We start from the raw sequence: 13,664 nt of genomic DNA on the forward strand, positions 1-13,664 counted from the left end.
CAAGTTTTTTATTTTTTCCTATAAAATATGCTATAAAATTCGTATCTTTGTATCCATAATTACAAAACTGTATAAGTGATGAATTACCAACGCATGCTCTCCCTTGTGGTGCTTTCTTCCATAGGCACCCTCCAAGGGCAAAACGCTCCCTATTGGCAACAACATGTAGACTACAAAATGGAGGTCAATATGGACGTAAAAAACTACCAATACACGGGAAAACAAGAACTCACCTACACGAACAATTCTCCTGATACGCTCAAGGTGGTTTTCTATCATCTTTTCCTAAATGCTTTCCAACCCAATAGCGAGATGGACGCCCGCCTTAAGACTATCCGCGACCCTGATAGTCGTATGGCAATTAACAAATCCAGCAAGGAAAATCCCCAATATGAGAGCCGTATCGCCTCCCTTAAGCCCGATGAGATTGGTTATCTAAAGGTAAGTAACCTTACCCAAGATGGCTCCCCTGTTAAGTATCACACTGAGGGGACTATTCTAAAGGTAGAGTTGGGCAAACCTCTGCCTCCTCACAAGAGTACTACTTTCCGATTGGACTTTGCTGGTCAAGCACCTGTGATGATTCGCCGTACTGGTAGAAACAGTCCCGACGGAGTGGCGCTCTCCATGAGCCAATGGTATCCTAAAATAGCCGAATACGACTACCGCGGCTGGGATACTACCGAATATATCGCTCGTGAGTTCTATGGTGTATGGGGCAATTTTGATGTAAAAATCACCCTTGATAAGGATTATATCGTAGGCGGCTCTGGTTACTTGCAGAACAACAATGAGATTGGTTTTGGCTACGAAGATACTGGCGTAAAGGTTCCCAAAGTAAAGGGCAAAACCCGTACTTGGCACTTCTATGCACCTCAGGTACATGATTTTACTTGGGCGGCTGACCCTCAGTTTATCCATGACAAGCACGACGCAGGCAATGGCATCACCCTACACTTCCTATACAAGAAATACCCAGAAGTGTGGAAGCGTATCCAGCCCGATATGCTCAAGACCTTTGACTTCTATAATAAGTTTGTGGGCAAATATCCTTGGCGCCAATACTCCTTTATCCAAGGAGGTGATGGAGGTATGGAATACGCCATGTGTACCCTTATAGAGGGAGAAGAGGCATACGAAAGTCTTCTTAGCACTGCCGTACATGAGTTAGGTCACGCTTGGTTCCAGCACATTTTGGCCTCTGACGAGACACACTACCCATGGTTGGACGAAGGCTTTACCTCTTATATTCAGGACTTAGCCTTGAGCCGTATCACTGGAGTGGCACCTTTCACTAGCTTTTATAGGTCTTATGATAGGTATGTCAAGTCTAAGTTTGAAGAAACTCCTACCCATCACTCCGACCGCTTCAATACCAATTATGCTTATTCGATTACCGCTTATGTGAAGGGGGCACTTTTCCTCCGCCAATTGGAGTATATCATAGGAGAAAAGAATGTGGAGAAAACTCTCCAGCTTTATTACAAGAGATTTGCCTTCAAGCACCCACAACCTCATGACTTTATCCGTTGTGCAGAAGAGGTTTCAGGCATGCAATTGGATTGGTACCTCAATGAGTTCATGCAAACCCCTGATCATGTGGATTATGCAGTAGAGAAAGTGGAAGCTAAGGGACAACAAACCCAAATCACTCTACGCCGCGTGGATCGTATGCCCCTCCCTGCCGATGTATTTGTTGTAGATAAGAGTGGTAATACGCATTATTATTACATTCCGCTACGTATGCAATTTGGTGAAAAGGAAAACCCTTATAGCTATGAGCGCAAAGTGCTTCCTGCTTGGGGTTGGGCTTATCCTACCTATAGCTTTGAGGTAGCTATTCCTTTTGAAAATATACAAAAAGTAGTGATTGACCCCTATAATATCACCACTGATATCAATAGAGACAACAATACTTTCCAACAATAGTAAGGGTATTAGTTTTTATATTACAAAAGAGAAGCCGTTCCTGATTTTTGGAACGGCTTCTTGTATTTCTGCCCCCTTCGGGGGTTAGGGGGATATTAGAACTTATACCCTACCCCTACTTGAATTACACGGTTGTTGGTATAATTCTTGGAGTCTCCATTCTTTCGGAGATTCGCCAAGCCCCAGTTATAAGAGGCTTCAAAGAACAAACCATTGTTTGGCAGGTTATACTCAGCACCTAAACCAATACCATAGTCAAAGTGGTTGTAATCCTCATCTTTTATGGAATAAGAAGAGCTTGTATTACCTTTTAATTCATGATTAAGAACATAACCTGCATAGAGTCCTGCTTTAGGACGGAAGCCTGCAAAGTCGTACTTAAACCATACAGGGAGGTTAAGGGTATGGTCTATAACTTTTCCGTCTCCTATTTTTGTCTTATATCCTTGGTTAGAGTAAGTAAGCCCTGCATCCATAAGGACTACATCATTAAAAGCATATTCTACCAAGGCACCTACATGAAAAGAAATACGAGGTACTGTTTCCTGCTTGATATCGTATTCTTTAGCAGCCTGATCCGTGTGGTTAAGCCCTGCACGAACGCCAAATTTTGTTTGTGCATTAGCTCCTGCTATGGCAAGGGCTGCAAACGCTACAGTCATTAAAATTTTTTTCATCATTTTAAGTATTATAGGATTTTAGAAATATAGAGTTATTAGCTATATTTCAATCCTTGATTAACTGACACTAATGTTTCAAAAAACATGCCAAAGTCACTTTTCTCTCTTCCCAATAAGGAATTAGAACTTATACCCTACCCCTACTTGAATCACACGATTGTTCTCATAGTTCTTAGCATCTCCATTTTTTTTAAGATTCGCCAAGCCCCAGTTATAAGAGGCCTCAAAGAACAACCCATTGTTAGGGAGGTTGTATTCTGCACCTAAGCCAATACCATAGTCAAAGTAGTTGTAAGCACCTCTATCTCTTATTACTGTCCTACCTCTCAATTCTGCCTTACGCTCAATCATATAACCTGCATAGAATCCCGCTTTAGGACGGAATCCTGCAAAATCATACTTAAACCATATAGGAAGGTTAAGGGTATATTGCATATCTTTGTCACCACCTTCTTTGGTCTTAGATCCTTGGTTAGAATAAGTAAGACCTGCCTCCATAAGAACGACATCGTTAAAGGCAAATTCTGCCAAACCTCCCACATAGAAAGAAGGACGAATTTTTGTCTCATCTTTTACACCATCTGTTTTAGAAGCTACATCAGCAAGGTTAAGCCCTGCACGAACGCCAAATTTTACTTGTGCATTAGCTCCTGCTATCGCAAGAGCAGCAAATGCTACGGTTATTAAAATTTTCTTCATTAATTTAAAGATTATAGGATTTTAGAAATATAGAGTTATTAACACAAATCAATAGTAGAAAAACAATTGTATAGTCCAATTCATTAAGACGCAATAAATTGCGTCTCTACGGATGACTACGCTCATCAGGAGTTGTCTTAGCCAGCGTCTATGTAGAGACGCAATTTATTGCGTCTTAGACAGTTAGTAAATAATGTTTTAACTATTGATTTGCGTTATTAGCTATATTTCAATCCTTGATTAACTGACACTAATGTTTCAAAAAACGTGCCAAAATCAATAAGCATAGGCTATAGTAGCAAACTACTAACTATGGTTTTTGCCAAAAATAATCAGGATTATTAGTGATATATTCTTCTATTCCCTTTTGAATTGTAAAGCCCTCAGGCAAAAGAGCTACATATGAAGTATCTGTTTTTCTAAAACGACTCTCTGGGTTAAATCTACTTTGTAGCGGACAAGAGAACCAATACAAATTCTTTGCCATATAGCTTTCCAGATACTCTTCTTTAGTCTGCTTTTTTTGATTATTCCAGTTAGCATCTTCATTGAGGACTAAGGGCTTGTTATGTATCAGTCGGTCTCTCACCTCTGCTATACTCAAGAGATTCCCGTTTTCATCTTTCACATAAGCATTATTAGTGGGATCTATCCAAATCCATTTCTGCAATTGTTGAGAATAGACACTATTAATCACATGACAATCCATATCATTGGGATCCTTAGGCATACAGGTTACATAACGAGAAGGAATCCCCATAGCCAGGTACATTTCATTGAGTGTAATGGCCAAGTGCCTACAATTCACTCCTTTTTTTGTTGTCTTATGATAGTTATAGATATCTATAGCATCAAATTCACAGAGCGCATAATTTCCTCCATCATGTGCTATATTATTATGTACAAAACGAAGCAGATTGAATATTTTAGAGAGTTCATCTCCCTTTCCTGCTACAGAATCCAACTTAAAATAGTTCCTTACATGCTCAAGAGATGGATCTTTGGCCGATTGATAGGTAAAGCGAGGAAGGGTATCTGTCTGCTGTTTTTGATAACCTCCTGCTTGCTGTAGTATCACTAGCTTATCAAAGGGTCTTAATTTTTCCAATAACACAAGAAATTTCTTTTCCTTGCGAATATTGATAAAATCCTCATCTGTTTTTGTATGTCTATAATCATTATAGCCAAAAGCAATCGCCTTTTCTAGAGCCTCAATGGCCTCCTTTTTCTTGTTTTGCAAGGAGCGTACGCAAGCCAAATTATAATATATATTGGCTTTTAGAGCCTCAATAAGGTTCTTTTGACGCTTTGGGTCTTCTTCAGTTAAGGATACCTCTTCCAATTTTTTCAAATTAGAAATAAAAATCTCCTCTTCTTCTTGATACTTTCCTTCCTTATGTAATTGCTGACACTTGTCACCAGCTTGTTGGAAATAATTGAAATAGTCTTCCAATGTATAGGAAGATTGAGCCTTTGCATACAAAGCAAAAAGACTCAAGATAAAGAATAAAAAATACTTTTTCATATAAGCTGTGTTTCTGAATTATACTTTTAAAGGTAAAAATGCAAATCAATAATTAAAATGCTATTCACTAACTATCTAAGAAGTAATAAATTACGCCTTAACAAATTAGATTATACAGATATTTTTTAACTATTGATTTGCATTAGTCACTTGTCATTAGTCACTTGTCATTAGTCACTTGTCACTCGTCACTCGTCACTCGTCATTAGTCACTCGTCACTTGTCACTTGTCACTAATTAAACGTATATCTCACTGTAATTCCCGTACGTATGGTCGTCATTGGGAAAGAGGTAGAGATGGCGTATTTAGAGAAGGAATAATCAAAATAGAAGATTCCTGATAGGTTCTTAGAGAACGAGTAATCTGCCGTGAAGCGACCTAGCCAAGAGGTTTGCCCGTTGGTTACTTGGTTATCATTGAGTTCCATATTGCGGATCACGGTAAAGTCACGACGTAGGGCAATATCGGCCTTGAGGTTCAGGTCACTCTTGATAATCACATCGTGCCCATTGAAGCGGGAGGCAAAGCTGATATCCTTGATACGATAACCCAAGCCCAATCGGTATTCTCGGCGCATAAGCTCGGTGAGATAGTTGTTATCCAAGCTGATAGAGATGGTGCGGTCCCGACGTATTTCCCCCATTACACTCAGAGAGTTCTGCAATTCGGCATCTATACGAATCAGCGGAGAGAACTGCTCTACGAGGTTCACATTGGTAAAGAGCTTTTCGTTGCGGAAATTACCTCCTTGGTCTAACTGGTCTGGATTCTTGACATACTCCAGATTGGTACGGAAATCACTCAAGGCATAACTTGCACGATAGCCATGGGTGAGAGAGAAGCGGCGGAAAGTATTCTTGAAGCTCTCAAGGCGCATCAATCCTGAATAACGTACTGTCCAAGCAGGAATTGGGAAGCTACGGAAAGCACCCAAGGTTACCCCTTCGGCATCTCGACCGGTATAAGCGGCATAGAAAGCAGGCATCAGCACCGCTTGGTTGTTCTTGCCATAGCCCTTAGGGAAGCCATCGGCATCAAGGTTGTTAGGGTCAGAAAGGTTGATACCTCGCTGTGCGGCTAAGCGCCTTGCAATGACGATTCTATTGTCTTTGAACTTCTCAAAGGCCTTAGAGCTATACTCATCCGATGCCATGAAAGAGGTCAATATCATATTATCGGAGATCATAAAGTTCCCCGTAGTATTGCCTATTAGCGGATTATAATACCCTGGTACGGCATTGAAGGTCTCTTCAAAGTTGTCTATATACTCACGATCGGCCTTCAGGTCTATTTGCAAATCATTGGCGGGCTGCAAACTGGCCGTTAGGTTAAGGGTCTTATTGGTAGAGCGGATAAACTGTTCGTTGAAATCATCAAAACGAGTGAGCCAACCGCGACGACCTGCTTCGTAGCGAATGTCATCTTGCCAACCGAAAACAAACGGCAACGAAGGTTGGGAGGTACCAAAGAAGCCTACCTGTGGCAAATACCCAGGGAGCATAGAGCCATTGGTTTCAGTATAGCTTACCCCAATACGCTTGATCATGGTAGCCAAGCGCAAGAGGTGATCCTTACCGGTAGATTTCTGACCAAGTCCCTTATTCTTCACCCCTAAAGAGGAGTAGAAGCGGTCAAAAGTCATATTGGCCGTTAGGTTGTGGGTATTGGCATTCTGTACTTTATTGATCTGATGCCCCGCCACTTGGGTCAAGGCCTCAGAGCCTCGTTGCCAATCAAAGTCTCCTGTATAGGAATAGGAGGCCTTGACAAAAGATAAGTAAGGTAGCTTATCCAACGGCAACTCATAATTGACCTTGAAAGCCGACATGAAGTGGTTCGGTGTTCCCTGATTCCAGAAGTCATGCCATAGGGTGAGTTCCTTGTTCAGCTCTCGCTCACCTATATTATTATAGCGGTAATAATTACGTACTATATTGCTATTGGTAGCATCATAGCTTACCTTGAGTGACTTGGTCAATGAATAATTGATACCATATTGCCAATCAAAGAGGTAGTTGCGCTGTTGCAACTCAGGAAGCGGCACCTGATTATCAGGATTCACCCCTAGTGGATACACCTCACGGAAACGCTGACGTGCAAAGGCACGAGTAATGGTAGGCCCTATATAGATATTATTCGGCAAGAAATTGAAATTCACCTCCGATAGCCACTTGAGGTACTTGCTGGCACTTACCTGCTGGTTGCCTTTGAAGGGTTCCCATTTCTTCTGTTCGAAGGCATGAGCATAGAGCGCCCCTGTACGTACGTTTTGTTCTCTTTGGCTTTCTATCTCAAAATCATGGTGATCCATTTGGTTATAGGCATAGTTCAGCGTAAAGTTCTCTATGGAATACACTTTGGCTTTTTCGCCCTCACCGAGGTTCTTCTTCACCCCGATAAGGCTGATACCACGCCTTAGGGTATAGTCCTCGGCTTGTTCTTTGATAAGATCTTTCTGAGCTTGGGTCTGTGCGGCAGCTATGCGGTCTTTGAGCTTGATATCCTCATACTGAGGGTCATACTCAGGGGTAGCCACAGAGGAAGAACGGTTAAGCCCTACAGGCATCTGTACATTCCACTTTTTAGGGAAGAGCTTACCTGCATTGATATTCATCATAGCATCAAGCTGTTTTACTTCCTCACGGCTGCGCTCATTAGGCTTCTGCTCTACAGTACCAAAGCCTACAGTACTGATTTTCCCCGTAACAGACATATCCATAAAGTCGGCTGCATTGAGATCCACAGCGGCAATACCTGCCCAACCGCCTTTGTTCTCCAGCTCGGCCATACGTAATTCATTGAACCATACTTCTCCACAGACGTGGTTGCTCGTTGCGTTCTTAACCCCTACCATGATGATTTGCACATCGGCCAAGGAGGGATTCCCCTTGATCGCATAGCGGTTTTGCCCCATTACATGAGGAGTGGTCGTAGGTGAGGCGATATGGTTCAGTGCCGCATCATAATAGGTAAGGTTGGCCAAGTTACCGCTATTGATACCTTTAGCCTTCATCTGGGTGAGGGCATCCATAGGAATATCAAAGCTATTGGCAGCAGGCCATATACCTTCGGCCAAGTAGGCTCCTGCGGGGGTTACCTGCAATGGTAATTCCACCTGATAGAAGTTTTCCGATAGGTCTGAACCCAAGCGAACGAAAGCCACCAACTCACCATCGGCAAGGGGTTGGTTCTTATAGCGCTCGGCATGGACAAACATTTTGATACGCTTGTACTGGCGCAAGTCGGCATGGAGGTTCTTATACACCCCACGAGCATCGCGTGGCGATAAGTCGCATACGGTATAGGAAAGTGATTGCTCGTTTTGGCTGACAATCGTATTGTTCTGGTTGATTTGCTCGCGATATACCCCAGGAGGCATACGGTAAGGTATCGGCTGACGAGTACCATTCTCTATGAGATTCACCGAACCTATTTCAGTGCTGGCACCAGCATCAGGAGCCGAAAGGTCGTCCTTGAGCGATTTGGTATAGTGTCGCCAGTCGCCTCGTACCAAGTCCAAAGTACCAAAGCGGAGTACCACATCGGAGGCAAAGCCTGTGAGGTACATACGGATATGGGTTACTGAGCGTAAGTCTCCCCCGCCACCATATTCACGACGATTGGCGTCCTTGATAGGAATCTTATACTGTATCCATCGGGCAAAAACAGGCTGACCATCAGGGGTTTCGGCATATACTTCCTTGATATCACTCACATAGCGGTCTGTACGCTGTACATTGCCATGGATAGGCACGCGGTACTCGTAGTAGCTATTGACGGTGCTCATGGTGTTATCCTTGTTCACATCTTCTGTATCTGGATTGAGGGAGGCAGCTTGGCTATTGCCAGCCACTGGGGAGTTGCCTTGTGTACCATTATAATTATAGTATCGGCTAAGCACCCCACCTGAGCGGGAAAGATAATACTCATAGTTATCCAAGGCTGGGTCAGTAGGCGAATCCACCAAGTTATTGGCATAGATGGCACGTTCCTGCTCATCGGTAAGTCCGTCCAAACCTATATCCTGCAAGGCGCGGTTTTCTTGGTTGCTATCAAAAGCATAAAGCAATGACTGGGATACAGGTGTTTTCCCCCAAGCGGTAGTATAGGTAGGTGACTGTATAGAGAGCCCTGGCAAACCGTTCTCATACTGCTTGCGGCCGTCCTTGAGGATATCCTCGGAGATATTTCCTAAGTCAAACACCAATTCACCTGAAGCGGAAGGGGTGAACTCTCCTGAGGTATAAGGGTCTAGCACCCAGAATTGTATATATTCTATATTATTCTCCTCAAAGTTGGTAGCCGAGATACCACGCATGATACCTCCCCACTTGTCAGAGGCTGCTAGGCTACTCATCGCTTGTGGGTTGTTGTTGTAAGAGCCTTTGGCATTGGGGTAGTAAGCCAAGTCCAATGTGTTCTGTACCAGCAAGTCTCCCTGAGCCAATTCTCGCTCTGGGAAGATTTCCTTGACATAGACACGGCGGGTGCTGTTCTTAGAAATCTCCGAAGCATTTACATCGCCTGGCTTATTGTTGCCATAGAAAACAGGATCTATGCTATACCAAGCCAATTTAGCGCGTCCGTAGCCGTTCTTAAGGTTGTCCACATCTTCAGGGGCATTCCCGTAGAGGGTCTGGTTCGGGTAGCTACCTTGACCAAACCTCAGTGGCGTGCTGGCCAATGACCACGAACGCATACCGCGAATGTCCACTGTAGTCTGAGCGGCCTCAAAGTCGTCTAAGTAAGCCGTCGCCTCTCCATCAAAGTCGGAACTGCGAGGGCTGCTGGGGCGCAAGAAGGCCATCTCTCCACGAACGGAGAGGTTAGAGGCCACATCGCTCTGCAAGGAGGGTACTTTATTGAGCAAGCGGGTAAGGAAAGGCAGTTCCGTAGAGTAGCTTCCTCCAAAACCAAAAATGGTGTTATTCACTGGCTCCTGTCCGTAATTGGCCTTGCGGGTGTAGGGACGTTCGTGCATGTTGATTAGCGAGGTTCCCACGACAAACTTATCACTGAATTTGTGTTCCACATTCACTCCCATAAAGCGGCGGCTCTGTCCGCCGAAGATAAGGTTATTCTCCACTGATACCTGTATCGGTAAGTTGGAGTTTTCTATCGTTGGGTCTATGATCTGTACGGTACCTTGTTGGTAATTAACGGTATAGTCTATACCCTCCTGTAGGATACGCCCACCCACGGTTACACGTACCGAACCACGAGGGACATTGTAGGCACCCAAGGAAATACCACGCCCTCCTTTGGACTTATAGCGCCCCTTAAGAGTAAATTTGTTGCGCTCGGCATCCTCCAAGGCCTTAGCCTTTATATCGGTATAGAGGGAACGGAAGACGTATTTCTTTTGGTTGGCATTCCAAGCGGTAGAAGTAGACTGATAGGCAGTAGGGTCATTATAGCGGCTGCCCCCGCCCAATTTGTCATAGAGGTATTTCCCGAAAGGCTCTACCTTGGTGAAGATGATTTTCCCATATTCGGGGTCTATGGTGATACCATCGACAAAGTCAAAGAAACCATCTCCCCCATTTTCAGGGTCATTGTAAGCATTGAGCCTATCAAAGTTAAAGAGTTGAAGTAGTATCTTGCGGGTGAGCTCCCTGTTCCAAGTAGCCTCATCTACAGGAGCTATGTAGTTCACTGGCGAAGGGTCATTGTAGAAAATGTTCATGCGGAAGTTATCAGGATTGATCTGCACCGCATTGAGCGAATATACGTTTTTCATCATCAGGTTCCAGATAGGATCACCTGTAACCAAACGATTACTCTTGAGCATCTTCAGCACCAAACAGTTATTGGTAATCTTGTTCTGACCCGCTATATAAGCATTGGTTGTAGCCGAGATCCCATCGTTGGCAAACTCCCCTACCTGATATACATTTCCTTCATAGGTGTATTGGTAGGCAACAGCCAATATTTCATCGTTATTAAGTCGCTGACTCAGAGAGATATATCCCAATTGCTTATTAACCTTGAAGTCGCGACCTTCTTCCAATTTTTGAGCGTTTTCCAAAACCGCATAGTCAAAGCCCTCATTGACCAAGGACGACATAGTGCCAAATCCCGAACGAATAGTCGCTACATCGCGAATCTCCTTGGTAAGTACTGATTGAGGAGAGTCTATACGAGTAGGGTCGTACTTATTGGCCTCATTGGTAGGCCTATCCCCTATGGAACCACGGAAGAAACCTACAGGCGCATTGCCCGCTATACGGGTATTCTCTGCCTTGGCTTCCCCTAAGTCCTGCAAAGCTACTATGTTACGAATGTTAGAGGTACGATTGGAGCGGTTGGTTGCCCATACCTCCACACGTACGATTTGCACCTTGCTACGTATATAAGGATAGTTCTCCAAAGCACGGTCATACTGGTCTCTGAAGAACTGGGAAAGGAAGTAGTTGCGATTCTCATCATAGTCAAGCGCACGGATTTCAAAATCCTGCATAGTACCGCCCCCTTGAGCTGTAACTGTCTGGGACTGAGAGCGCTGTTCGGAAAACACCCCTGTTATAGTAGTACGGCCAAACTGGAGTTCGGTCTTCACCCCAAAGAGGCTCTGCGCTCCTGTGATAAGGGAGCTATTCAGTGGCAAGCTCACATTCCCCAGTTCCACCTTGCGTACTATATCGTCCTCATTGGGCGTATATTCCAGCTTGAAGACATTCTGAAAGTCAAATGTCGCTTGGGTGTCATACATCGCATTGATAGACAGGCGGGTACCTACCTTCCCTTGTATGCCCAAGCTGATACGCTGGTCAAAATCAATCCCATAGGAACTGCGATATTCAGGACTTATAGAAGGGTTATCGTTCTTGGTATAGCGCAAACCCAAATCAAAGGCAACATTCCCCTGTGGGATAATGTCTATATTATTCCCCCCGAAGATAGATTCGAAAAGCTCCGACTTCACATAGAACTCAGGGAGCAAATCCCGCTGGGCATTATTGGGTGTTTGTCCTTGAGCAGTAGGCTGCATAGCCCTACTTTTCTCCCTGAAATACAAGCCCATACGCTCACGCATCACAAGGCTCTCGTACTCTTGGGGTGTTAGGAAAATAGGGGTAGAGATGTCATACTCCCCTACCTTCTCGCTATACACATATTTGTCCAGAGCCGCATTGTACTTATACTTGCGAGAGATTCTGTCGGAATCCTTCAATAACAAACGGCGCAGGGAGCGACTGGTCTTGATCGTATCCTTTTTCTTTTCTGTGGTATCTTTCTCTTGAGCAAAAGCCTCAAAAGCATGAAGCATGAAGAAAAAGAAAAATAACTTTATAAATAATTTCCCGTTCATCTTGTTACAATTGTTTTAAGGCTTGTTTGATAAGCTGTTCTACAGAAAGTTCTTCGCTGGATTGTGAGAGGATTTTTCCTACTATCCCTTCGGCTGTTTTTCTTGGATAGCCCAATACTTCCAAGGCTGCCAAAGCCTCTTCCTTATGGGGTTGTCCCTGTGGTAATGTAGGTAAGGAAGGATCTTCAGAAAGCTTGAGTACCTTCTCCCTGAGATCCAATATAATACGTTGTGCCGTCTTAGCCCCTATCCCCTTAGCCGACTGTATAGTGCGCACCTCATTGTTGATAATGGCACTGCGCAACTGTGTAGGCGAAAGCGAAGAGAGCATCACCCGTGCCGTAGCAGCTCCCACCCCCGATACGGAGATAAGCAGGGTAAAAAGTTCCCTCTCACTCTTGTCAAAGAAGCCAAAAAGAGTATGAGCATCTTCCTTCACCTGTAGGTAGGTATACACCTTAACCCGCTCCGAGTCAGGAAGTTGCGAGAAAGTATTCAAAGAAATGTTCACCCAGTAGCCCACGCCATTACAGTCTATGACTATATAAGTAGGCGTTTTCTCCACCAAGCGACCTTCAAGGTGTGTTATCATAGTTTTTTTGCGTTGTTTATTTCTCTGCGTTTAGCAAGCAATATTCGTCATTTTTCTTGAGACTAAGAATAGTTTTAGGAAAAAAATAACAAGATAATGATTAATGCCAGCAATGATTAATGATTAATTTAAGTTTCGCAAGCTCTGTAACTCACTGACTTTCAAAACCTCCCCCCTACCCCCCTCCAAAGGGGGATTTACTAAACAGTGGATTTTCAGAGAGTTAGACAATAGAAAACTCTTCATTTTGACTAACAAATTTATCCTTTTCCAACGTACTTACTCCCCCTTTGGAGGGGGCGGGGGGAGGTTTATTCTGTTGAATATTGATTTACAATTAATTACAAAACTAATTATAATTCAAAAATAACTTGCGAAACTTAAGTCATTAATCATTATTGGCATTAACCATTAATCATTATTGGCATTAATCATTAACCATTATTCATTATGTAAAAACGCTTTTTTCTGCAAGAGTTCTTCCTCGGTTTCTTTATAGTTTTCGTCGGGAATACAGCAATCCACAGGGCATACGGCAGCACACTGTGGTTCCTCGTGGAAGCCCAAGCATTCGGTACATTTGTCGGGGACTATATAGTAATAGTCATCGCTAATGGGCTTTTGCACCTCATCGGCATTGACATGTTTTCCATTAGGTAGGACGATATTCCCTCTAAGGGTCGTCCCATCGCTATAGCGCCAGTCATCAGCGCCCTCGTATATAGCATTGTTAGGGCATTCAGGTTCGCAAGCCCCACAATTGATACAGTCATCAGTAATAATAATAGCCATTTTTTTATTTTTTAGTAATAAATTAATGTTCAATCGCTCTCCCCCTCTTTTTCTATATCTATGATGGAAACCTCCCCAAGGGGGCAGAGGGAAGTCCCCTATCCAAAAAAATCCCAAGAGCAAGACACACTTAC

The 13,664-nt window shown here is 43.7% G+C and carries 7 protein-coding genes; 1 reads left to right on the forward strand and 6 read right to left on the reverse strand.

Annotated features, from left to right (window positions below):
- The first annotated feature begins 78 nt into the window (after positions 1 to 78).
- Positions 79 to 1,929 carry a M1 family metallopeptidase gene (locus tag HMPREF1154_RS12435; RefSeq protein ID WP_009642990.1) on the forward strand — a complete coding sequence of 617 codons (1,851 nt, stop codon included), beginning with the start codon at positions 79 to 81 and terminating at the stop codon, positions 1,927 to 1,929.
- 95 nt (positions 1,930 to 2,024) lie between these two features.
- On the opposite strand, the gene HMPREF1154_RS12440 is transcribed toward HMPREF1154_RS12435, so the two are convergent.
- From HMPREF1154_RS12440 to HMPREF1154_RS12465, 6 genes are all read right to left on the reverse strand, one after another.
- Positions 2,025 to 2,606 carry a porin family protein gene (locus HMPREF1154_RS12440; protein WP_034567526.1) on the reverse strand — a complete coding sequence of 194 codons (582 nt, stop codon included), beginning with the start codon at positions 2,604 to 2,606 and terminating at the stop codon, positions 2,025 to 2,027.
- Positions 2,607 to 2,729: 123 nt separating this feature from the next.
- Complete coding sequence (locus HMPREF1154_RS12445) at positions 2,730 to 3,308, reverse strand: porin family protein (RefSeq protein WP_009642964.1); 579 nt, start codon at positions 3,306 to 3,308, stop codon at positions 2,730 to 2,732.
- 310 nt (positions 3,309 to 3,618) lie between these two features.
- Complete coding sequence (locus HMPREF1154_RS12450) at positions 3,619 to 4,833, reverse strand: TPR end-of-group domain-containing protein (protein ID WP_009642994.1); 1,215 nt, start codon at positions 4,831 to 4,833, stop codon at positions 3,619 to 3,621.
- A gap of 233 nt (positions 4,834 to 5,066) precedes the next feature.
- Entirely contained in the window at positions 5,067 to 12,146 is a 7,080-nt protein-coding gene (gene sprA / locus HMPREF1154_RS12455) for a T9SS outer membrane translocon Sov/SprA (RefSeq protein WP_009642988.1), read from the reverse strand.
- A 4-nt stretch (positions 12,147 to 12,150) separates the two neighbouring features.
- The gene (gene ruvA, locus HMPREF1154_RS12460) at positions 12,151 to 12,738 is read right to left on the reverse strand and encodes a Holliday junction branch migration protein RuvA (protein ID WP_009642976.1); all 588 of its coding nucleotides are present in this window, start codon (positions 12,736 to 12,738) and stop codon (positions 12,151 to 12,153) included.
- A 441-nt stretch (positions 12,739 to 13,179) separates the two neighbouring features.
- A complete protein-coding gene (locus HMPREF1154_RS12465) occupies positions 13,180 to 13,530 on the reverse strand; it encodes a 4Fe-4S dicluster domain-containing protein (protein ID WP_034567531.1) in 351 nt (116 codons plus the stop codon).
- Positions 13,531 to 13,664: the final 134 nt, after the last annotated feature.

Origin of the sequence: Capnocytophaga sp. CM59, from assembly GCF_000293175.1 — a bacterium.
GTDB classification, from domain to species: Bacteria; Bacteroidota; Bacteroidia; order Flavobacteriales; family Flavobacteriaceae; genus Capnocytophaga; species Capnocytophaga granulosa.

What these genes read in the sequence shown, in the direction of transcription:
- HMPREF1154_RS12435 (WP_009642990.1), top strand. Translation starts at nt 79, where the DNA reads ATGAATTACCAACGCATGCTCTCCCTTGTGGTGCTTTCTTCCATAGGC.
- HMPREF1154_RS12465 (WP_034567531.1), bottom strand. Translation starts at nt 13,530, where the DNA reads ATGGCTATTATTATTACTGATGACTGTATCAATTGTGGGGCTTGCGAA.
- HMPREF1154_RS12440 (WP_034567526.1), bottom strand. Translation starts at nt 2,606, where the DNA reads ATGAAAAAAATTTTAATGACTGTAGCGTTTGCAGCCCTTGCCATAGCA.
- ruvA (WP_009642976.1), bottom strand. Translation starts at nt 12,738, where the DNA reads ATGATAACACACCTTGAAGGTCGCTTGGTGGAGAAAACGCCTACTTAT.
- sprA (WP_009642988.1), bottom strand. Translation starts at nt 12,146, where the DNA reads ATGAACGGGAAATTATTTATAAAGTTATTTTTCTTTTTCTTCATGCTT.
- HMPREF1154_RS12445 (WP_009642964.1), bottom strand. Translation starts at nt 3,308, where the DNA reads ATGAAGAAAATTTTAATAACCGTAGCATTTGCTGCTCTTGCGATAGCA.
- HMPREF1154_RS12450 (WP_009642994.1), bottom strand. Translation starts at nt 4,833, where the DNA reads ATGAAAAAGTATTTTTTATTCTTTATCTTGAGTCTTTTTGCTTTGTAT.